The 20,397-nt window shown below is 45.4% G+C and carries 22 protein-coding genes; 10 read left to right on the forward strand and 12 right to left on the reverse strand.

Annotated features, from left to right (window positions below; genetic code table 11):
- Positions 1–5: 5 nt before the first annotated feature.
- Together kynU and D2V05_RS01370 are read right to left on the reverse strand one after the other, a co-directional pair.
- Entirely contained in the window at positions 6–1,274 is a 1,269-nt protein-coding gene (gene kynU, locus D2V05_RS01365) for a kynureninase (RefSeq protein ID WP_119645813.1), read from the reverse strand.
- Positions 1,275–1,314: 40 nt separating this feature from the next.
- A complete protein-coding gene (locus D2V05_RS01370) occupies positions 1,315–1,782 on the reverse strand; it encodes a GNAT family N-acetyltransferase (RefSeq protein ID WP_119645882.1) in 468 nt (155 codons plus the stop codon).
- Positions 1,783–1,846: 64 nt separating this feature from the next.
- Here D2V05_RS01370 and D2V05_RS01375 point away from each other — a divergent pair, with 64 nt between their 5' ends.
- Entirely contained in the window at positions 1,847–2,488 is a 642-nt protein-coding gene (locus tag D2V05_RS01375) for an O-methyltransferase (protein WP_119645814.1), read from the forward strand.
- On the opposite strand, the gene D2V05_RS01380 is transcribed toward D2V05_RS01375, so the two are convergent.
- From D2V05_RS01380 to D2V05_RS01405, 6 genes are all read right to left on the reverse strand, one after another.
- Positions 2,454–3,026: a phosphatase PAP2 family protein gene (locus D2V05_RS01380; RefSeq protein ID WP_119645815.1), complete on the reverse strand. Its 573-nt coding sequence runs from the start codon at positions 3,024–3,026 to the stop codon at positions 2,454–2,456. The two genes, D2V05_RS01375 and D2V05_RS01380, sit on opposite strands and share 35 nt — an antisense overlap.
- 3 nt (positions 3,027–3,029) lie before the next feature.
- Positions 3,030–3,299 (reverse strand): Sec-independent protein translocase subunit TatA/TatB, encoded by a 270-nt coding sequence (locus D2V05_RS01385; protein WP_119641969.1) that lies wholly within the window; start codon positions 3,297–3,299, stop codon positions 3,030–3,032.
- Positions 3,300–3,380: 81 nt separating this feature from the next.
- The gene (locus D2V05_RS01390; RefSeq protein ID WP_119645816.1) at positions 3,381–5,696 is read right to left on the reverse strand and encodes a M1 family metallopeptidase; all 2,316 of its coding nucleotides are present in this window, start codon (positions 5,694–5,696) and stop codon (positions 3,381–3,383) included.
- A gap of 60 nt (positions 5,697–5,756) precedes the next feature.
- Complete coding sequence (locus D2V05_RS01395; protein WP_313786741.1) at positions 5,757–6,266, reverse strand: DUF6702 family protein; 510 nt, start codon at positions 6,264–6,266, stop codon at positions 5,757–5,759.
- Positions 6,267–6,350: 84 nt separating this feature from the next.
- Positions 6,351–7,145 carry a hypothetical protein gene (locus D2V05_RS01400; RefSeq protein WP_119645818.1) on the reverse strand — a complete coding sequence of 265 codons (795 nt, stop codon included), beginning with the start codon at positions 7,143–7,145 and terminating at the stop codon, positions 6,351–6,353.
- Complete coding sequence (locus D2V05_RS01405) at positions 7,142–7,882, reverse strand: carboxypeptidase-like regulatory domain-containing protein (protein WP_119645819.1); 741 nt, start codon at positions 7,880–7,882, stop codon at positions 7,142–7,144. Before D2V05_RS01405 ends, D2V05_RS01400 begins: the two co-directional genes overlap by 4 nt.
- A gap of 216 nt (positions 7,883–8,098) precedes the next feature.
- Between D2V05_RS01405 and D2V05_RS01410 the strand changes: the two genes are divergently transcribed.
- The 5 genes from D2V05_RS01410 (at position 8,099) to D2V05_RS19940 (ending at position 13,319) form a co-directional block, all read left to right on the forward strand.
- A complete protein-coding gene (locus tag D2V05_RS01410; protein ID WP_119645820.1) occupies positions 8,099–10,246 on the forward strand; it encodes a beta strand repeat-containing protein in 2,148 nt (715 codons plus the stop codon).
- The gene (locus D2V05_RS01415) at positions 10,246–11,415 is read left to right on the forward strand and encodes a gliding motility-associated C-terminal domain-containing protein (RefSeq protein WP_119645821.1); all 1,170 of its coding nucleotides are present in this window, start codon (positions 10,246–10,248) and stop codon (positions 11,413–11,415) included. Before D2V05_RS01410 ends, D2V05_RS01415 begins: the two co-directional genes overlap by 1 nt.
- Before the next feature lie 77 nt (positions 11,416–11,492).
- Positions 11,493–12,227, forward strand: a complete 735-nt coding sequence (locus D2V05_RS01420) for a M15 family metallopeptidase (protein ID WP_119645883.1) — start codon at positions 11,493–11,495, stop codon at positions 12,225–12,227.
- Positions 12,228–12,266: 39 nt separating this feature from the next.
- Positions 12,267–13,031 carry a M48 family metalloprotease gene (locus tag D2V05_RS01425; RefSeq protein WP_119645822.1) on the forward strand — a complete coding sequence of 255 codons (765 nt, stop codon included), beginning with the start codon at positions 12,267–12,269 and terminating at the stop codon, positions 13,029–13,031.
- A 120-nt stretch (positions 13,032–13,151) separates the two neighbouring features.
- The gene (locus D2V05_RS19940) at positions 13,152–13,319 is read left to right on the forward strand and encodes a DUF6747 family protein (RefSeq protein WP_313786742.1); all 168 of its coding nucleotides are present in this window, start codon (positions 13,152–13,154) and stop codon (positions 13,317–13,319) included.
- A 98-nt stretch (positions 13,320–13,417) separates the two neighbouring features.
- Here D2V05_RS19940 and D2V05_RS01430 read toward each other — a convergent pair whose 3' ends face one another.
- Positions 13,418–13,804 (reverse strand): ankyrin repeat domain-containing protein, encoded by a 387-nt coding sequence (locus D2V05_RS01430; RefSeq protein WP_119645823.1) that lies wholly within the window; start codon positions 13,802–13,804, stop codon positions 13,418–13,420.
- Positions 13,805–14,012: 208 nt separating this feature from the next.
- On the opposite strand from D2V05_RS01430, the gene gpmI reads away from it, so the two are divergent.
- Genes gpmI through D2V05_RS01450 form a run of 4 tightly spaced genes read left to right on the forward strand, consistent with a single transcriptional unit; the run spans position 14,013 to position 17,609 of the window.
- Positions 14,013–15,530, forward strand: coding sequence for a 2,3-bisphosphoglycerate-independent phosphoglycerate mutase (gene gpmI / locus D2V05_RS01435; protein WP_119645824.1), 1,518 nt, complete (start codon positions 14,013–14,015; stop codon positions 15,528–15,530).
- A gap of 45 nt (positions 15,531–15,575) precedes the next feature.
- Entirely contained in the window at positions 15,576–16,394 is an 819-nt protein-coding gene (gene map / locus D2V05_RS01440; RefSeq protein ID WP_119641961.1) for a type I methionyl aminopeptidase, read from the forward strand.
- Between the two features lie 49 nt (positions 16,395–16,443).
- The gene (locus D2V05_RS01445; protein ID WP_119645825.1) at positions 16,444–16,818 is read left to right on the forward strand and encodes a GxxExxY protein; all 375 of its coding nucleotides are present in this window, start codon (positions 16,444–16,446) and stop codon (positions 16,816–16,818) included.
- 26 nt (positions 16,819–16,844) lie between these two features.
- A complete protein-coding gene (locus tag D2V05_RS01450) occupies positions 16,845–17,609 on the forward strand; it encodes a class I SAM-dependent methyltransferase (RefSeq protein WP_119645826.1) in 765 nt (254 codons plus the stop codon).
- Here the strand turns inward: D2V05_RS01450 and D2V05_RS01455 are convergent, their stop codons facing one another.
- The 3 genes from D2V05_RS01455 to nqrF form a co-directional block, all read right to left on the reverse strand.
- Positions 17,610–18,614, reverse strand: a complete 1,005-nt coding sequence (locus D2V05_RS01455; protein ID WP_119645827.1) for an FAD:protein FMN transferase — start codon at positions 18,612–18,614, stop codon at positions 17,610–17,612.
- Positions 18,615–18,974, reverse strand: a complete 360-nt coding sequence (locus D2V05_RS01460; RefSeq protein ID WP_119645828.1) for a Na(+)-translocating NADH-quinone reductase subunit F — start codon at positions 18,972–18,974, stop codon at positions 18,615–18,617.
- Between the two features lie 110 nt (positions 18,975–19,084).
- The gene (nqrF, locus tag D2V05_RS01465; RefSeq protein ID WP_119645829.1) at positions 19,085–20,395 is read right to left on the reverse strand and encodes an NADH:ubiquinone reductase (Na(+)-transporting) subunit F; all 1,311 of its coding nucleotides are present in this window, start codon (positions 20,393–20,395) and stop codon (positions 19,085–19,087) included.
- Positions 20,396–20,397: the final 2 nt, after the last annotated feature.

A 20,397-nucleotide genomic window follows, 5' to 3' on the forward strand; every position in this document is an offset into this window, starting at 1 on the left:
ACCAGTTATTTTTGAAGGATTCCTGCCCTCAAGATTTGGCCAAACATGTACATATCCTCATAGGAACAATAAAAAGGTGCTGGGGCCAAACGGATCACATTGGGTTCGCGCCAATCGGTAATCACTCCCTGTTTCATCAAATAATCGAACAATGACCTCCCCTCGCCGTGTAACAATACAGACAATTGGCAACCCCTATCCCCTGGGGTGATGATCTCAAAAGTGCTCTCCACTTGGGCATCGATATCATGAAGGATAAATTCCAGATAGGCCACAATTGTTTTCTGTTTTTTGATCAGGGCATCCATTCCCACCTCATCGAACAGTTCCAACGAGGCCAAGTAAGGTGCCAACGAAAGTATGGGCGGATTGCTCAATTGCCAGGCATCTGCCGTTTCCGTGGGGTCGAATTCAGGTTTCATCAAAAAACGGGTCTCCTTTTTGGTGCCCCACCAACCTTCAAAACGAGGGATGTCCGACTTGCCCAAATGCTTTTCGTGCACAAAAATCCCGGATGCATTCCCTGGACCGCTGTTCATGTATTTGTAGCTGCACCAAGCCGCAAAATCGACGTCCCAATCATGAAGGGACAATTCCACATTGCCCACGGCATGGGCCAAATCCCATCCCACAAAAGCTCCAACCCCTTTGCCGGCTTTTGTAATGGTTTCCATATCCAAAACCTGTCCATTGTAATAATTAACACCGCCCATCAACACCAAGGCGAGCTCATCACCTACCTCGTTTATTTTTTGGATGATGTCCTCTGTGCGCCAAGCATGTTCCCTGTTCCTCTTTTTTACTTCAACAATGGCGTCCTTCGGGTCAAAACCATGAAACCGAACCTGACTCTGCAACATATACTGGTCGGAGGGAAATGCCTTTTCCTCGCAAATAATCTTGTATCTTTTTGCTGTGGGCCGGTAAAAGGAAACCATCAACAAATGAAGGTTTACCGTCAAGGTATTCATCACAGAGATTTCCTTAGGCTTTGCGCCTACCACCTTGCCAAGTCCGGCAGCCAAACGCTCATGATAGTCCCACCAAGGTTTATCGGCATAAAAATGACCTTCTACGGCCAAATCCCTCCAATCTTTCATCACCTCATCCACAAACCGTTGGGTACGCTTGGGCTGCAATCCGAGGGAATTACCCGTAAAATAGATAACATCCTTTCCGTTTATCTGTGGATAATGAAACTCATCCCGGTATTGGGCAAGGGCATCGGCAGCATCCAGTTGTTGTGCAAATTCAAGCGTATTTTGAAAGGTCATATGCTAAGGTTTGCCCCAAAAATACAATTTGTGATGGTATTTATTGTTCCAACCGCATTTCGATGATGTGCTTTTTAAAACCCACTTTTTCATACGCTTTGATGGCGCCCACATTGTCATTGTATACCGTCAACCGTATTTCCTTGAAACCTTGCTCTTGTGACCATTTTTTAAGGGTTTCCACAATCAGTGCGTTGATTCCACGTCCCCGATAATCTTCATCCGTGTACATAAACCCTAAATAGGCATAAAACTCGTGTTCCAAGTAATGCCTTGCCTGTTTGGGAATGGCATAGCCAGAGGATACGATCTTACCATCCGCCACCGCTACAATCACACAGGATTTGGGGTCCTGCACCATTTTTTCTAGGTCATAATAATTCACTTTGCCCTCTCTAATGGTCACATCGAAGGGTCGTTCGGCCTTTACGATGCCCTGCTCAAAGTCTAATAGAACGGGAAGGTCTTCCAAGGTGGCGCGGCGTATGCATATTTCGGTCGATGACATCTTTAGCTTGCTTGATTTGATATTCCAATGTAGTTCTTTTCTATATTTTTGCGAAAACTTGTACATGCATTTCCTATCACCACTATTGGAAAATTATATTGCCAACCACTCGGAACCCGAACCACAGTTGCTGACGGAACTGACCCGGGAAACCCATTTGAAGGTGGTACAACCCCGTATGATCACGGGTCATTTTCAAGGAAGGGTGTTAAGCATGCTCTCCAAGATTATCAACCCAGCATACATTTTGGAAATAGGAACGTACACAGGTTATTCCGCCCTTTGTTTGGCGGAAGGTCTTCAGAAAAATGGCGAACTACACACCATTGAAGTGAACGAGGAACTGCACCAATTGCAACGCACCTATTTTGACAAGAGCGGTTTTGGCTCCCAAATCTTCCAACATATGGGTGATGCGTTGTATATCATCCCCACTTTGGAGAAGATTTTCGACCTGGTTTTTATCGATGCACAGAAAGTGAACTACGATGCCTATTTTGAAGCTGTGATCACCAAGACGAAACCCGGAAGTATCATTTTGTCCGACAATGTGCTATGGTCCGGAAAAGTGGTGGAACCGCTGCAAAAAGGTGATAAGGCCACCGAAGCTTTACTCGCCTACAACGAAAAATTGAAAAACGACCCCAGGGTCGAAACCGTTCTTTTGCCCATTAGGGACGGGCTGACCTTAAGCCGGGTGTTATAAAACGGTTATACAACCAGTAGAATAACATTCCGGATAAAATCCCGACTATGGCCCCTACTATAATATCGATGGGGAAATGTACCCCCACGTAAATGCGGCTCATGCAGAACAAAAGTGGCCAAAGAAAAAACAGAAATGCCCATTTCACCTGCTTCCTTAAAAATAGGAACACCAGGGTGGTTATGGAAAACGAACTGGAAGCATGGCCAGAAAAGAAACTGTAATCGGTGGGGCTTTTTAAGATTCGGATGATCGTATTGATTTCTTCCGTGTTGTTGGGACGTAGGCGTGCCACGGAAATCTTGGTCCAATGGGTAATGGCAGTAATAAAAATCACCAATCCCATAATCGTAAAAAACTTATAGAGGGCTTCGTTTCTGTCAAACTTTTGGAACAGCAGGAAGAGAAACAGTAAAAAGAGGGGAATCCAAGTGGTAATATCGGTCACGATGGACCAAAATCCATCATACCGTTCTATGCCCAAACTGTTGAGATACACAAATGTATCCCTGTCCCATTGGAGCAGATCCTCCCACATGTATTACTTAATGTCCCTTTTGATGGAGCCGGTAACCTCGTCCACATTTTTCTTTACCTCATTGAGTTCCTTGCGGATCTCTTTGGTAAAGTCCGTGTCGATATCCGCGCTTTTTTGGATCTCGCGCTTAATATCATCCGTGGCGTCCTTCAACTGGCGCATACCCTTGCCAAGGCCTTTGGCTATTCCAGGTATCTTGTCCGCCCCAAACACCATCACCACAATAAATAGGATGAAAAATATCTCCGCTCCGCTAATGAATAGAAAATGCATACAACAAATATAATCAGAACTTATCAGCAAAATAAAAAAAGCCCCGTGAAATCACGAGGCTCTTTAACAGTCTTTTTTTGATTATTTTCCTTTGATGTTCTCCTTGAACTTATCAAAGTCTGATTTTTCCTCTTTTTTAGGCCAAGAGTTGTTGGTAGTATCCACATCAGCAGTCTCCAATTTTGGATCTACCACAATCCCTACCAATTCTTTTTGGGAGGAAATCACCCTTTTCACCTCTTCATCGTTCTTTCTCCAAATCTCAGGTGGATAGGTCACATTTTCCTTGGTCCCATCGGCATAGGTATACTCTACGATCAATGGCATGGGGATGCCTCCTGGTTTGTCAAAAGTGATCTCATAGAAATATTTTGGCTCTTTCACCTGAGACCTTTCGGCCTCGGTCATGTTGTCCATCATAAACTCCTTAAGGTTTTGGGAAGTCTCCGTTGGGGATTTTCCTTTCAACTCGGGCATAAAATCCTCGCTGTCCTCTTCGGCCAAATATACCAATGGGGGAAGATCGGCCTCGGTAAGGTTCCTATCGGCCATATATTTTTCCATTTCCTTGGTAGGCTTGCTGGACACGTAGTATTTTTTTACACCCTTCACTCCTATATCCACATAATCGGTGGTGTAGAACCAAGATCTCCAGAACCAGTCCAAATCCACGGCAGAGGCATCTTCCATGGTACGGAAGAAATCCTCAGGTGTGGGGTGTTTGAACATCCAACGCTGGGCGTAGGTCTTAAATGCATGGTCAAAAAGTTCCTTGCCCATAACGGTTTCCCTTAAAATGTTAAGGGCGGTTGCTGGCTTACCATAGGCATTTGGACCCAACTGGTATACGTTTTCCGGGTTGGACATAATGGGAGAAATGTATTTTTGATCCCCACCCATGTAAGGAACAATGTCCGCTGGGTTACCCCTACGTGATGGGTATTTCTCGTTTGGTGCGATCACACTTGGGTTGTTTTTTCCAAAGTCCTGCTCCGCTAAATACTGCATAAAGGTATCAAGACCTTCATCCATCCATCCCCATTGACGCTCATCCGAGTTTACGATCATCGGGAAGAAGTTGTGTCCCACCTCATGGATAATCACACTGATCATTCCAAATTTGGTCCTGTCGGAATAGGTTCCATCTTCGTTTGGACGGCCGTAGTTCCAGCAGATCATAGGGTACTCCATACCTTGGTTCTTGGCATGTACCGAGATGGCCTTGTGGTATGGGTAATCAAAAGTATGTTCCGAATAGGTTTTCAAGGTCTGTACCACTGCCCTTGTGGACAACTCTTCCCAAAGTGGGTTTCCTTCCTTGGGGTACAACGATACGGCCATAACATCTTTGCTACCGATCTTAACCGCCTGCATTTCCCAGATAAACTTACGGGAAGTGGCAAAAGCATAATCCCTTACGTTGGTGGCCTTGAATTTCCAAGTCTTGGTATCCGTGGCAAATCCTTTCTCGGCAGCTTCAGCTTCTTGTTGGTTCACAATGATCACGGGCTTGTCGTAAGATTTCACGGCCTGCTTGTAACGCTTCATCATTTCTTTGGAGAACACTTCCTCCCTGTTCTGCAATACCCCTGTACCGTCCAAAATATGGTCGGCAGGAACGGTAATGCTCACATCATAGTTTCCGAAAGGAAGGGCAAACTCGCCGCTTCCCCAGAATTGGTGGTTCTGCCATCCTTCCACATCGCTGTAAACGGCCATTCTTGGGAAGAATTGTGCAATCACATAGGCACGGTTGCCATCTTTTTCAAAATATTCGTATCCTGATCTTGCCCTGTTGATGGTATGGTCGGGAATATTATACCACCATTTAACGGAGAAAGACAATTTCTCACCACTTTTCAGCGGTTGTGGTATGTTTACTCGCATCATGGTCTGGTTGATCGTGTAGGACAATGGCTTTCCACTGGCATCCTTTACCGATTCAATATTAAAACCACCATCAAAAGGCTCGCTAATGAACGTTTCAGTAAAGGTTCCTGCGGTGTAGGCGATGTTCACCCCATTTCCGTCACGCAAAGGTGATTTGGAATCCTTGGCACGGACGTTCTGATCCAACTGTACCCAAAGAAACTCTAGGTCGTCCGGTGAATTATTGTGATAGGTGATGGTTTCCTCACCGTTGATCTTGGCATTTTTGTCATCCAACTGTACATTGATCACATAATCGGCCTGTTGTTGGTAGTAATCAGGTCCCGGGGCCCCGGAAGCGGAGCGATAGGTGTTGGGAGTTGCAAACTCCTCGTACAATTGTTTGAACCTGCTTTGGTTATAGTGTCCAGGTTCCCTTTCGGTTTTTACGTCGCCTTCTTCCTGTGCCATTACGACTGCTCCTATCAGGAACAACACAGAAGCAATGCAATACTTGACTTTGTTCATTTTCTATTTGATTTTATAACGGTGAAAAATAACGCATTTTAACCAATTGTTAACAATGTGTCATAAGTTTAACATTCCTTTATTATTCCCTTTGATGAGCACAAAACTCTTCTTATGTCCGGCCCATTTTACGTGCACCACGTTCTGTTGTTCATCGAACAGGTCGGTCAAGATCTCGTTCTGCACCGAAACGGATTTTACATCGGACAGGTTTATATTGGGGATTTCCAGGTAACAAATGGCCACATCGGTATCGTACCGCTTGCCCAAAAAGTTATATTTTACGGGCTTTCCGTTGATTTCGACCATAAACTTGGCCCTGAAATATTTTTCCAGATATTCATCCGCCAGTTTGGACTCATCGGGGGTTGCCAACTGGGATTTGATACCATAGCGTTCCTCCATCAAATCGTCCAGGTCATCGATAAAGATCCTACTCGTGATCTGGAAGGCCTTATCTTCTTCAGAATAGACCATATTGGTAACGCTGACATAAAATTTGTGAACGGAGGTGAAGGACAGAAAAAGAACCATTGCCAACGGCAACAGCATATGTTTAGCTTTTTTCATTCTCATCATATTGCTTTTTGACTCCTTTGGAAGGGACAATGTTACAGTTTTACCTGTTTTTCTGCAATTTGCTTGCCAAAAACATCAATCCAAATGGTTGTTTTTTCGATATGCCCGGCTCTTCTCCAGCATAAAATCCCAAATCTTCAACTTGTCATGGGTATCCACCGTAGTCTGAAAGGCTTCGTCCACTTCGCAGAAGTACATGAAATCGTCAATTTTTTCCATCGGTATCTTTAAAGTGGCCACAAAAAGGGAATCCACATAAAAATCCTGGACCCTTTGTGTCCTGGCATAAGCCTTGTCTACCTTGACCCGGTTTTTCAACATTTTGGTCCGGCCGGTGATGGCATTGATAAGGGGATCCAACGGCGGGCTCAAGATCATGCCCATATTAAATTTCCCCATGGTAGCCTGATCCAGCATGCGCTCACTTTGGGTAGGAATCCTTTGGTGGGCATTGGGCAAATTCAAGGCCTCGGCACTTACATCTTTTTGTAGGCTCAGCTTGCCAAGGTCTTGGTTCAGATCCCCGGAAAGGTTGTAGGGCCTTACCACCACTTCCTTAAGTTGGTTCACGAACTCCACCATGGGCACTTCAATATAGTTGGCATGGTAGAGGACCTCGGTCACCGGCAACATTTTTTTTACAAATTGGACCGCAGAGAACACCAAAGTGTCGTTCACCTGTACATCGATGGCAAACTTTCCTTCAAAATCGGTGATTACGGCCTCATCGGAGGTGATGTTCTGGACCACTACGCCCACAACGTCCTCATCGTCACTGGTAACCCTCCCGGTAAGCACTTTGCTTTCCCCATCCTGGGCACTGGCATATAGTACCAAAAAGAAAGCTGGCCATGCTAAAAAACTTCTCATTCCTCCAAGGTTGCCAAATACGCTTTGCTTTGGGTCACCAGAAAATCGATCAATTGAAATTCGTTTTCCTTTTTGAGCAGGGTCTGCGAAGGTATCTTGTCATCGCAATACAACAGAAAGGCATCTATCTTGTCTTGCGGCAATTTAAGATCGGTCACAAAAAACTCATCATCATACACATGGCGTAGCACTTCGCTGACTTTAAGGGGTTCCCTTTCTTCGCCCCCTTCCGCTTGTCGGGATTTGAAGAGCGCCTTAAAAATGTTCACAAAATTGAGTCCATCCTGCATACCTCTCACAGTTCTGGATTCGGCCACGTTCACTACCTCGGTGTTCCGGTCGATCTCGTAGTTGAATTCCTTGAAATCCTCGTTCTTTACTTCGAGGAACTTGGCCTGGTTCTCGGGGGTCACCACTACTTCGTCCAGTTCCCTTATCTTCTCGTTCACCTCTACCACCAAACGGTTGTTCTGTAGGATCTCTGGGGTAATGGTCACTACTTCCAATTGGTAGTTCACCGCCGTGAACACGATCTTGTCGCCCGCCTTCACCTCAATGGCAAATTCACCATCATCATTGGTTATGGTGGCCTCCCCGGAGGTGGAATTGATCACGTTCTCATTGGGCACGTTGGAGCTTCGGTACAACACCTTACCCCTAAGCAGTTGCCGGCTATCCTGTGCCAAGGACCAACCCGAAACCAACAACGAGAACAAAATCAAAACTATATTTTTCATAAGAAAGCGTTTAGCACACGTTAAAGAAAACCCTTGGTGCCCATATATAAAAGTGAAGGGGTTCTAAACTTTTGTTAATTCTGTGTCTACAAATATACCCAAAGGGTTTTTCCCGTTCACCCCTGAATTTCGTGTTTTGACGGAAATTCATATAAATATGGAACCATAACCTTAGATTTGTTGTTTCCATTTGGAAATCCTCAAATAACAAACACTGTGAGAACTTACATTGCAACCTTGGTCATTGCCCTACTCATGATCAACACCCTGAGCGGACAGGTAAAGATTGGAGACAACCCGCAAAATTTGGACCCTTCGTCCGTTTTGGAACTGGAAAGCAATAACCGCGTACTGGTGATCACCAGGGTCACCACCACCCAAATGAATACCATAAGCCCCTTGCCCGGGGCCATGGTCTACAACACCGACCAGGAATGCATCAACTACTACAACGGTGTGGAATGGATCAATATCTGTGAGGCGCTCGATAATTCCTTCACCCTAAGCACCAGGGCCGATTCCTTGATCCAGGTAAACCCGAATGCGATCGACAATACCATTGCCATACTGCAATCCTTGAACCCCGATGGCAGCACCAATTACAATTTTGAGGTCAACCAGATCACAGGGGTCAACATTGTAAACTCTACCATCAATGGAGATTCCAAGATACAGACCGCATCCGTGACCAAAAGGTTGTTGGCACCGGAATCCGTATCGTTGGGAAAATTTGAAAATGGTACCCAGGCCGGTCAAATTTTTAGATATAATGGAACCGCATGGACGCTCTCCAATGAAAAAACCTTGGCCATTACAGAAAAGGACAGTGTGATAGGCAACGAGGTCGTAGGGCCTTTCGATACCACCTTAAAACTTGAAGGAAATGGCATTGAAGGTGATCCGTATACGTTGGACGTCTCTGAAAATGGCATTACGAGTTTTGAGTTAGCCAATGATGCGGTGACCCTTGTTAAGATGGCCGACAATTCTGTAGGAACGACAGAACTGGTTGATGACAGTGTAGATGCCGATAAGATCAACGCCAACGTTGCGGGCATAGGACTTACACAAGCAGTGGATGGCTCATTGGAAGTGGATGTGACACAGTTTGCAGGAGATGGAACGCTTTCGTCTACCGATGGTACCATTTTGATTACAGGAACACCTGCAAATGCTTTGTTCGAGGATGTACAGTTAGACGTGGCCGATGATGCGGTGACCCTAGTTAAGATGGCCGATAATTCTGTAGGAACAACGGAACTGGTTGATGATAGTGTAGATGCCGATAAGATCAACGCCAATGTTGCGGGCACAGGACTTACACAAGCAAGTGATGGCTCATTGGAAGTGGATGTGACCCAGTTTGCAGGGGATGGAACGCTTTCGTCGACCGATGGCACCATTTTGATTACGGGAACTCCCACCAATGCCTTGTTTGAAGATGTACAGTTAGATGTGGCCGATGATGCCATCACCTCTGCCAAAATAGCCGATCTTTCCATTGCCTCTGCTGATATAGCGGATGGTGCCATCACTACTATTAAAATTGCCAATAATGCCATTAACTCTGGAAGAATCATCAATGGAACCATTATTGACGCGGACGTCAATGCCGCCGCCGCCATCCAAGGTACCAAGATCAGCCCTGACTTCGGAACTCTGAACGTGGCGACAACCGGCACGCTAGCATCAGGGAACGCGACCATCACAGGAACACTCTCAACCACCTCGACAGCGACGATTGGCGCGAACACCATCACCGCAACAGACGGGACAAATGGTCAGGTACTCACAACCGACGGGGCAGGAAACGCCTCCTGGCAGAACACGGGACCAGTTGCCGTCCAGACAACTTCCGCCATCGATGGCGACGGACTTGCAGCCGCACCACTGGACCTCGCCGACGACGCGGTGACCTCCGCTAAAATCTTAAATGGTGCCATCGTTGACGCGGACGTCAATGCCGCCGCCGCCATCCAAGGTACCAAGATCAGCCCTGACTTCGGAACTCTGAACGTGGCGACAACCGGCACGCTAGCATCAGGGAACGCGACCATCACAGGAACACTCTCAACCACCTCGACAGCGACGATTGGGGGATCATTTGAAGCCCCGATTACCACAACCGCATTGGATTTGGTATTAGATGCTACGAATTATACAGTTATTCTAGGTGGAAACCATAATTTAACATTGCCAGCTGCCAATACTTGCCAAGGGAGAGTTTATATCATCAAGAATATTACAGTATTTAATCCTACCATATCAACATACATTGATAATACGGGAGGAAACATTAGTGTTATTCCGTCTGGAGTCATCCAACTTCAGAGTGATGGATCAAATTGGCAACAAATCAACTAATGAAATCCCTCCTCCACATACCATTCCTATTGTTTGCCAGTTTGGTCATGGCCCAAGGGCTATACAATGCCGGCAACCTAGGGATACACGCAGGTACCAACATGGGCCTTGGGCTGCACACCAATTTGATCAGTGATACCGACTTTGCCTACAACAACGGCCTTGTAGGTTTCTACGGCAATACCGTGATAGAGGTATCGGGCAATGTGCCACCTACCCTTTGGGACACAGAAATCATGATCCTGGAACGTGTTCATTTGCAAACCGTCCTTAACGTAAAGAACAATGTAAATTTTATCGATGGGGATTTCCTTAGTCCACAGAACGACCAAATGGTCTATCTTAATTTTATGGATCAGGGATTCTTTACCGGGGAAAGTGATGTTTCCAAGGTAACGGGCTTTGCCGCCATAAACGATCGCGACTTTTTCTCGTTCCCTGTGGGCGACCGGGCATTGCTGCGACCTTTGACACTCGATTCCGAAGGACCGACCCCATTGGCCATATGCGCTTATTTTAATGAAGACCCTTCCGCCCCTTCCTCCATACTGCAAAGTTTCAATACGCAACAAAAGGTAAGGGACATCGGCACGGTTTCCGATCGCGAGTTTTGGATCGTGCAAAGTGATGTACCCGCCAAGGTGACCATAAGTTGGAATGTAGGAAGTGGTCTTGCCCTTATCCCCAATGCCACTCTCGAGTCCGTTATTGTGGTAGGGTGGCACAAGGCCTCCAACCAATGGGTGGTAATCGGGAATACTGCCGTAAGTGGCGATATAAGCCAAGGATTTGTAACCTCCGATACCTTTGTTCCCAGTGAGTATGCGGCCATTACCTTTGGTACCATTCCCCTGCCCACGGATACCTTTGCCGTGGAAAACCCCACTTTGGGCAATTATTTTTTGAGTCCCAATGGCGATGGGGTCAACGATGTGCTGGTTATTGATGGTCTGGAGGAATCTCCCAACAACCATTTGAGCATCTATAACCGCTACGGGCAAAAAGTGTTCGAAAAAATCAATTATACGAACGAGTTCGGAGGTGTTTCCAATACGGGCAGCTTTATTTTGAGCCAAGACCAAGGCCTTGCCGAAGGGGTATATTTTTATGTGGTGACCCTAGAAGATCTTGGACTGCAATACACCGGGTTTCTTTTCTTGGATCGCTAAACCGGGAAACGTTCTCCATCAATTTCTACCCGTTTTACTAAAAAATACTTCTTAACTTGGAAGCCAAAACCCGATCCATGAAGAGAAGGACATTCATCAAAACAACTTCCATTTCAGGTATGGCCTGCGCCCTGCCTCCTTTTATAATGTTGCCATTCACCACGGATTACACCACGGATGAGTTGATGGGCAAGGCCGATGTGGACCTTTTTGGCGAAGGCATCAACTTGAGAAAAGAGGCTTATGAGTCCTTTTTGGAGATGAAAAAGGCAGCCTATGCGGATGGGTATGACATCAAGATCGTGTCCAGTTTCCGGGATTTTTATAGGCAAGAGGCCATTTGGGAGCGCAAGTATATCCAATACACCGAGGATGACGGCATGGCCCCTTTGGACGCCATTGACAAGATTATCGAGTACTCTACCATTCCCGGAACCAGCAGACACCATTGGGGAACCGACATCGACATCATCGATGGGTATCCCAAGTCATCGGGAGATGTACTGGTGGCCGAAAAATTTGAGGCTGGAGGACCGTATGAAGGCCTTAAACTGTGGCTGGACGAAAATTCCGAAAAATTTGGGTTCTATCTGGTGTACAATAACGATCCCCGTCGAAGAGGCTTTAAATACGAACCTTGGCATTATAGCTATGCTCCTATTTCCATTCCCATGTTGGCCGCCTACCGTAGGCTCAATGTTTTGAGACTTCTGGAAAAGGAAGAATTTTTGGGTACGGAATATTTTACTACTGGGTTCATTAAAACCTATGTTGAGGACAATATTTTGGATATAAACCCGAAACTTTTATAGCCCTTTTTTGTATCTTCAACTAGCTAGAACACTAACACCATGAGAAGAGGAAGTTGGAGAATCCGTATCCTGATCGGTTTGGCCATTGTGGCCTTTGCCTTTATCCGCCGATGCAGCAACCAAGAAGAAAATCCCTATACCGGTAGGGTACAGAACATTAACATGACCGCCGAACAGGAGATTGCCATTGGACTGCAAAGTGCACCCGAAATGGCACAACAACACGGAGGGTTGTATCCGGACCAGCGCATGCAGGCCTTGGTGGATGCCGTGGGGAACCGATTGGTTCAACATAGCGTGGCTCGAGAGACCCCATACCAGTATGAATTCCATTTGTTGGCGGACGACCAGACCATTAATGCCTTTGCTCTCCCCGGGGGACAGGTTTTCATCACCTACGCTTTGTTCTCCCAACTTAACGAGCCGCAATTGGCAGGGGTATTAGGGCACGAAATAGGGCATGTGATCGGCAGACATTCCGCCGAACGTATTGCGGAAAGCAGCTTTTGGCAAACGTTGGCCACGGGAGCCTCCGTCGGTGGCGACATGGGGAATGTAGTGGCAGGCATTGGCCAGAACACTTTGTTGAAGAATGGACGTGGGGACGAACTGGAAAGCGATGAACTAGGAGTGCTTTTCATGATCCAGTCCGGCTATGACCCCAATGAGATGATCAAGGTGATGGAAATATTAAAAGCTGCGGCCGGTCCCAACCGAGTGCCAGAGTTCCAGAGCACGCACCCAGACCCTGAAAACCGGATAGAAAAAATCAAGGAGGCCATCCATAAATATTCAGGTCGATAGAATCGACACTTTCATCGAGAAAAGAGTGGTTTTGGCTGAATTTCGTTACCTTTGAACGTATCCCAAGTCTACATTACCTTTTCTTAATCCCATCTGTGCTATCCAAAAAGAGAGAACATTATGGGAACACTATTACACTTTAAGCACCTCTACTTTGAGGCATTCGACGATTGTAAACCGAGCTTTGTGGTACTTTTTTTAAAAGGGTACTCCATTTTTTGCGCAATTATGCTGTTCATGGCATTTTACGCATTGTTATACAGGGCTTTCACCGGTTTTGAATTCTAATTTGAGAAACACTCTTTTGCAAGAACACTAGATACGTAAATGAGACAAAAAGGCCCGCCTAATAGGCGGGCCTTTTGTTTCTGGATGAATAAACCCCTTTATTTTTTCATAGCTTCTTCCAATACGGCCAGTGCCTCATCAGCATGGGACATTTTCGCATATTTGATTGCGGTCATCCCCTTGTCGCATCGTTTTTTAAGATCGGCCCCATTTTCGATGAGGACTTTGAGTACTTCGGCGCGGTTGTAACGTGCCGCATAATGGATAGGTGCCCTGCCCAAAGACTTTTGGTTGACATCCTCCCCTAGTTCAATCAATTTTTTTACGGTTTCCACATCGCCCTGCATTACTGCTTTGCAAAATGCACTAAGGTCTTCGGTTACCGTGGTCATGTCCAGTTTGGTGCTGGTAGGAAGTTCTTTGGCGGAAACGCCGGATACCGCTAGCATACATACTGTAGCTACTGCCAAGATTGTTTTTTTCATGATGAATTGATTTTGATTAATGAATATGTTTGATATAAAAGTAGACTCCTCAAAAAGACAGATGTTACATGATTAACAGTTATATAACTAAAGTTTAACAATATCTCATGTTTAACATAAAATAATTAACAAAATCGCAATAAGAAATCTAAACAAATCCTAGGGGATCCCACGAGATCATTTTATTTTTGGGGTAGAATTTAATATCATGAAAAAGAAGGTAATCCTAATGATTTTGGACGGATGGGGAAAATCCCCAGATCCCAAGGTTTCTGCCATTGCACAGGCCAATACCCCATTTATCGATTCGCTCTATACCCAATACGCCAATGCCGACCTACATACGGATGGCATGAACGTGGGGCTGCCGGAAGGACAGATGGGAAACAGTGAAGTAGGACACATGAACTTGGGAGCCGGTAGGATCGTTTATCAAGATCTCGCCAAGATCAACAAGGCAGTGAAAGAGGACACCCTTAAAAATGAGCCTGTTCTTAAAGACGCGCTCGAATATGCCAAGGCCAACCACAAACCGGTACATTTTTTAGGATTGGTGAGTGATGGAGGCGTCCATAGCCACATAGATCATTTAAAAGCATTGATCAAGGTCGCCGATGAGGCCGGAGTACAAAAATCTTTTGTACATGCCTTTACCGATGGTCGTGATGTGGATCCCAAAAGCGGCAAAGGCTTTTTGGTGGACCTTTCCAACTTCTGTTCGGACAAGAATACCAAATTGGCAACGGTCATTGGAAGGTATTATGCCATGGATCGTGACAAACGTTGGGAACGTGTAAAACTTGCCTACGATGTGATGGTAAATGCCGAAGGTGAAAAAATACAGGATATCGGCGCTGCCATGCAAAAAAGTTACGACGATGGGGTTACCGACGAGTTCGTAAAACCTTTGGTCCTGACGGATGCTGCAGGTGAGCCCTTGGCACAGATCAAAGAAGGCGACGTGGTCATCTTTTTCAATTTTAGGACGGATCGTGGCCGAGAACTTACCCAAGCCTTGAGCCAGCAGGATTTCCATGAGCAGAACATGCACAAAATGAACCTGTACTATGTTACCATGACCAATTATGATGAATCTTTCAAGGGCATCAAGGTCATCTATGACAAGGACAACATCAAGGATACATTGGGCGAGACCCTTGCCAAAAATGGAAAAAAACAGATTCGGATTGCCGAAACGGAAAAATACCCACACGTTACCTTCTTCTTCAATGGAGGTCGCGAAGAGCCTTTTGAAGGAGAACAACGCATCCTGTGTCCCTCACCAAAGGTGGCCACTTATGACCTACAACCGGAAATGAGTGCATACGATATACGCGATGCCATCATCCCTGAACTTAAAAAAGGAGAGACCGATTTTGTATGTCTCAATTTCGCCAATCCTGATATGGTAGGTCATACCGGTGTTATGGAAGCCGCTATCAAGGCCTGTGAAACGGTGGACCAATGTGCCAAGGAGGTTATCACTGCCGGTTTGGAGAATGGGTATTCCACCATCGTGATTGCCGATCATGGTAACTGCGACACTATGATCAACCCTGATGGAAGTCCCAACACTGCCCATACCACGAATCCGGTGCCACTGATTATTGTGGACAACGACATCAAAGAAGTGAAAAGTGGCGTTTTGGGAGATATTGCCCCTACCATTCTAAAAATGATGGGAGTTCCACAACCCGCCTTAATGACCCAGAAACCTTTGGTTTAGGCAAACATGCCTCATAATCCATAGATTCAATTTATCTTTGCGGCTATGATTCAAGTAAAGACAGCAGAGGAAATTGAATTGATGCGCGAAAGTGCCCTAGTGGTATCCAGAACCTTGGGCATGTTGGCCAAAGAGATAAAACCAGGGGCCAATCCCTTGAAATTGGATAAAATGGCGGAGGAATTTATCCGCTCGCAAGGCGCCATACCCGGTTTTTTGGGGATGTACGACTTTCCGAACACCCTAAACTGGAGCCCTAACGCCCAAGTGGTACATGGCATTCCCAATAACGAGCCCCTAAAAGAAGGTGATATTGTTTCCGTGGACTGCGGCGCCGTTAAAAATGGCTTCCACGGAGATCATGCCTATACCTTTCAAGTGGGCGAAGTAGCTGAGGAAACCAAAAAGCTGCTAAAAGTCACTAAGGAATCCCTTTATATAGGCATACGGGAATTTAAGGAAGGAAATCGTGTGGGCGATGTAGGCTATGCCATCCAAAAATACTGTGAGGACCATGGATACGGAGTGGTACGTGAACTGGTAGGACATGGATTGGGAAGGGAATTGCATGAAGATCCCCAAATGCCCAATTATGGCAAACGCGGTCGAGGCAAAAAATTTGTAAATGGCATGGTGGTGGCCATAGAGCCCATGATCAATATGGGAACCAAGCGCATCAAACAATTAAAGGATGGTTGGACCATTTTGACCGCAGATGGCCAACCAAGTGCACACTTTGAGCATGATGTGGCCCTAGTAGATGGTAAACCGGAACTGCTTTCCACCTTCCAGTACATTTATGAAGCCCTGGGAATCACTAGTGACGAGGAAGACGAGTTTAGGGCAAAGAAATTGGTGCTATAGAATTCTTCAATTTGTATATTGAAACGAATTTCACCAATTACTCAAATAAATGTCCCAAATCATTTATAAACATGAGTCCTACTTTGTCATCGGTTTATGCATGGATGTCCACAATGAACTTGGTAAAGGATTCAGTGAAGCTGTTTATGGCGATGCCCTTGAAATTGAACTAAAGTCCAATGGGGTCCCATTTCAAAGAGAAGTAAAATTCAATATTGATTATAAAGGTAACACGCTGAAGCATCAATACTATGCAGATTTTATAGTGGATGACAAAATCATTCTGGAATTAAAGGCAGTCGAAAAAATATCCAGTGGCCATATCAAGCAAACCTTAAATTATCTGGCGGCGTCCAAAATGAAGTTGGGGTTGATCGTGAATTTTGGCGAGGACCAACTTAATTATAAGAGAGTTTTACTTTAAGCCATTCGTGTAAATTAGTGTAATTCGTGTCAAAAGTTTTTAAATACATCCTAAATCTCATCCCAAGACCGCTACTTATTAGACTGAGTTATTGGGTACGACCTTTGATTGCCCTTTCCCTAAAGGGAAAAAACTTCACCGATCCCATTGATGGTAAAAGTTTTAGGAGTTTTCTACCGTACGGTTATGAAAATCCACGGGAAAATGTGCTCTCACCCTCTACCCTTTCCTTAGAGCGCCACCGTTTGCTTTGGCTCTATCTCAAAAATGAAACAGACTTATTCGCTGCCCCCCACAAACTACTCCATTTTGCACCCGAACAAGCATTTTACAAAAGGTTCAAAAAGTTGAAAAACTTGGAGTACACCACCACGGATCTAAACTCTCCCTTGGCTGATGTGAAAGCAGATATCTGCAACCTTCCCTTTGATGATAATTCTTTTGATGTGATCCTTTGCAACCATGTCCTGGAACACATTCCCAACGATACCAAGGCCATGCAGGAACTATACCGTGTGATGAAACCAGGTGGCTGGGGCATCTTTCAGATTCCGCAAGACCTCAAACGTGAAAAAACCTTCGAGGACGATTCTATCACCGATAAAAAGGAACGGGCAAAAATCTTTGGGCAGTACGATCATGTCCGTATTTATGGAAGGGATTATTTTGACAAGCTACGTTCTATTGGTTTCACGGTTGAAGAAGTGGATTACACTACTGTCCTTCCAAAGGAAAAAGTGGAACGGTACCGATTGGCGAAGAGTGAAATTATTCCATTGGTCAGGAAATAATCACTGTTTTACCAAAGCCTCAAAACCTGGCGTGAAGAACTCCTGGGTCTTCCCATCTTTGTCCAAGTAAATGATATAAGCCTCCAATTCATCATGGTCTTTCAAAATTGCCTTGGATTTTTCAAGGTCCATTGCCATAAAGGAAGTGGCAAAAGCATCGGCCACCGCGCAGGTTTTCGCCACCACACTGCTTGCCAGCACATTTGAATTTTTGGTATACCCCGTTTTGGGATCTATGGTATGCACATATTTTTCCCCTGTTTCCGGATCTACCCTAAACTTTCTATAATTCCCCGATGAGGCCATAGCTTCATCCTTCAGCGTTACGATACGCTTTAATTGTCGACCGGTTTCCACTTGGGGATCATCAATACCCACGGTCCACTCCTTACCGGATACCAAGTTGGTGCCCTTGGCCAATACTTCTCCCCCCACTTCCACCAAATAATTGTCGATGCCCTTGGCATCCAATAGGGCTCCAAGTCGATCAATGGCATATCCCTTGGCCACCGCATTAAAATCGAACCGAATGGCCGGATGCGCCTTGGTAATAGTATGATCTTTATTGATTCTGACCTTTTCCCATCCCACATAACCCAAAAGGCTATCTACCTTAAGACTGTCGAGTGTTATCTGCTTGCCGGGTCCAAATCCCCATGCATTGGCCAAAACGCCCACAGTGGGGTCAAAATAGCCGTTAGAAGCCTCATGGACTTGGGTAGAGATGTCAAAAACTTCCTTGAACATATCATCTACCACAATGGTGGAATCGCCTTCGTTGATCTTGGAGATATCCGAAGTGGGAATATAAGTGGACATGGATTGGTTCAACACCTGAAAAACCGAATCGATTTCCTGTTGATAATCCAACTCCCCATCGGCCAAATAAATAATGGAATAGGTAGTACCCAAGGCATTGCCCCAGTTTTGGTTCTTCACCCAAGTTTTGGGTCCACAACCCAAAAGCATGATTCCAACAACGAATAAAAGTGCTCTTTTCAACATCTAAATCTCAATTAAACCTTGGTATTCCACAATATACTCTTCATCTAAATGGACAGGCAAGTCCCGATTGACTGCATTGGAAAGTCCAACTCCTGCAAAAAAGGTTCTGGCCTCAAACTTTTCTGCATGCTCTTTCACCTTTTGCATCAGCTCTTCATCATAATCCCTCGGATCGTTGGGGAACTCGATGTTCCGCACCACAATGAAATGAAGCACTTTCTCCTTCAAGCAAACGTATTGGGGATTCTTTTTCAGCTTGCTGTTGATGGCCATAAACTCAAAACCATCGGCCTCGAGCTCACGGCCCACAATGTTCATGGCCAAATTATGCAATTCCTGTTCTGTTAACGGTCTTCCCATTTGATACAAAAAAACCGATGCCTGGGCACCGGTTGGTTTTATAAATACCTCTCGATGGTTCCTTCGATATTCTCAGGATTTCAACTTGAGGTGATGAATCAACTTTAAAACTATCCTCCAAAGTCGTCAAACCTGATATTCTCATCTGGAATACCGAAGTCCTGACCCATTTTTTCCACGGCCTTGTTCATCAACGGTGGTCCGCAGAAGTACAATTCAATATCCTCCGGGGAATCGTGAAGGCTCAAATAGTTATCGATCACACAGTTGTGGATGAATCCAACGAAACCGTCACCTGATTCATCATTGATGTCCTTTTTCACTTTCCAGTTATCTTCTGGAAGTGGTTCAGAAAGGGCCAAATAGAACTTGAAGTTAGGGAATTCCTTCTCCAATTGCTTAAAATGATCAAGATAGAACAACTCCCTTTTGGAACGTCCACCATACCAGTAGCTCACTTTACGATTGGTCTTCAAAGTTTTGAACAAGTGGTACAAATGCGAACGCATCGGTGCCATACCGGCTCCACCACCTACATATAGCATTTCTGCCTCGGACTCGTTGATGAAGAATTCACCAAACGGACCAGAAATCACCACAGGGTCACCCTCTTTCAAGCTAAAGATATAAGATGAGGCAATACCTGGGTTCACATTCATCCAACCATTTTTGGCACGATCCCATGGTGGCGTGGCAATACGAACGTTCAGCATGATCTCGCGTCCTTCAGCTGGGTAAGAGGCCATGGAATAGGCACGCTCCACAGTTTCTGGGTTTTTCATGACCAACGGCCAAAGATTAAACTTGTCCCATTCTGCTTGGAACTTATCCGGAGTTTCGTGCTCTTCAGGGTGTGCGGTAATATCGATATCGGAATATTTCACCTCACAAGGTGGAATCTCAATCTGGATATACCCACCTGCCTTGTAGTTCATATCTTCCGGAATCTCCACAACAAATTCTTTGATGAAAGAGGCCACGTTATAGTTACGCACCACTTTGGCATTCCATTTTTTGATACCGAAAACTTCTTCAGGAATGGTAATTTCCATATCCTGTTTTACTTTCACCTGACAGGCCAAACGTGCCCCGTGTTGCAATTCCTTTTTGGAAAAGTGTGGGGTTTCTGTCGGCAATGCCTCACCACCTCCTGAAAGCACGTGGCACTCACATTGGATACAGGTTCCACCACCACCACAAGCAGATGGCAAGAATATTTTTTGGTTACCCAAAGTGGACAACAAGGAACCTCCCGATGCCACTTCTACTTTCTTTTCACCATTGATGGTGATGGTCACCGGACCAGATGGGGATAGCTTTTCTTTGGTGAACAACAAAACGGCCACCAACAACAGCAACAAAATAAGAAATGCTACAACGGTAATCAGAATAGTACCTCCGGTACTTGCGGCTATTATCATCT

The sequence above is a fragment of the Flagellimonas pelagia genome, from assembly GCF_003584135.1.
Taxonomy (GTDB): Bacteria; Bacteroidota; Bacteroidia; order Flavobacteriales; family Flavobacteriaceae; genus Flagellimonas; species Flagellimonas pelagia.

Excerpts from the sequence above, each read along its gene's own strand:
- kynU (WP_119645813.1), bottom strand. The coding sequence starts at position 1,274 with ATGACCTTTCAAAATACGCTTGAATTTGCACAACAACTGGATGCTGCC.
- D2V05_RS01370 (WP_119645882.1), bottom strand. The coding sequence starts at position 1,782 with ATGTCATCGACCGAAATATGCATACGCCGCGCCACCTTGGAAGACCTT.
- D2V05_RS01375 (WP_119645814.1), top strand. The coding sequence starts at position 1,847 with ATGCATTTCCTATCACCACTATTGGAAAATTATATTGCCAACCACTCG.
- D2V05_RS01380 (WP_119645815.1), bottom strand. The coding sequence starts at position 3,026 with ATGTGGGAGGATCTGCTCCAATGGGACAGGGATACATTTGTGTATCTC.
- D2V05_RS01385 (WP_119641969.1), bottom strand. The coding sequence starts at position 3,299 with ATGCATTTTCTATTCATTAGCGGAGCGGAGATATTTTTCATCCTATTT.
- D2V05_RS01390 (WP_119645816.1), bottom strand. The coding sequence starts at position 5,696 with ATGAACAAAGTCAAGTATTGCATTGCTTCTGTGTTGTTCCTGATAGGA.
- D2V05_RS01395 (WP_313786741.1), bottom strand. The coding sequence starts at position 6,266 with ATGAAAAAAGCTAAACATATGCTGTTGCCGTTGGCAATGGTTCTTTTT.
- D2V05_RS01400 (WP_119645818.1), bottom strand. The coding sequence starts at position 7,145 with ATGAGAAGTTTTTTAGCATGGCCAGCTTTCTTTTTGGTACTATATGCC.
- D2V05_RS01405 (WP_119645819.1), bottom strand. The coding sequence starts at position 7,882 with ATGAAAAATATAGTTTTGATTTTGTTCTCGTTGTTGGTTTCGGGTTGG.
- D2V05_RS01415 (WP_119645821.1), top strand. The coding sequence starts at position 10,246 with ATGAAATCCCTCCTCCACATACCATTCCTATTGTTTGCCAGTTTGGTC.
- D2V05_RS01420 (WP_119645883.1), top strand. The coding sequence starts at position 11,493 with ATGAAGAGAAGGACATTCATCAAAACAACTTCCATTTCAGGTATGGCC.
- D2V05_RS01425 (WP_119645822.1), top strand. The coding sequence starts at position 12,267 with ATGAGAAGAGGAAGTTGGAGAATCCGTATCCTGATCGGTTTGGCCATT.
- D2V05_RS19940 (WP_313786742.1), top strand. The coding sequence starts at position 13,152 with ATGGGAACACTATTACACTTTAAGCACCTCTACTTTGAGGCATTCGAC.
- D2V05_RS01430 (WP_119645823.1), bottom strand. The coding sequence starts at position 13,804 with ATGAAAAAAACAATCTTGGCAGTAGCTACAGTATGTATGCTAGCGGTA.
- gpmI (WP_119645824.1), top strand. The coding sequence starts at position 14,013 with ATGAAAAAGAAGGTAATCCTAATGATTTTGGACGGATGGGGAAAATCC.
- map (WP_119641961.1), top strand. The coding sequence starts at position 15,576 with ATGATTCAAGTAAAGACAGCAGAGGAAATTGAATTGATGCGCGAAAGT.
- D2V05_RS01445 (WP_119645825.1), top strand. The coding sequence starts at position 16,444 with ATGTCCCAAATCATTTATAAACATGAGTCCTACTTTGTCATCGGTTTA.
- D2V05_RS01455 (WP_119645827.1), bottom strand. The coding sequence starts at position 18,614 with ATGTTGAAAAGAGCACTTTTATTCGTTGTTGGAATCATGCTTTTGGGT.
- D2V05_RS01460 (WP_119645828.1), bottom strand. The coding sequence starts at position 18,974 with ATGGGAAGACCGTTAACAGAACAGGAATTGCATAATTTGGCCATGAAC.
- nqrF (WP_119645829.1), bottom strand. The coding sequence starts at position 20,395 with ATGATAATAGCCGCAAGTACCGGAGGTACTATTCTGATTACCGTTGTA.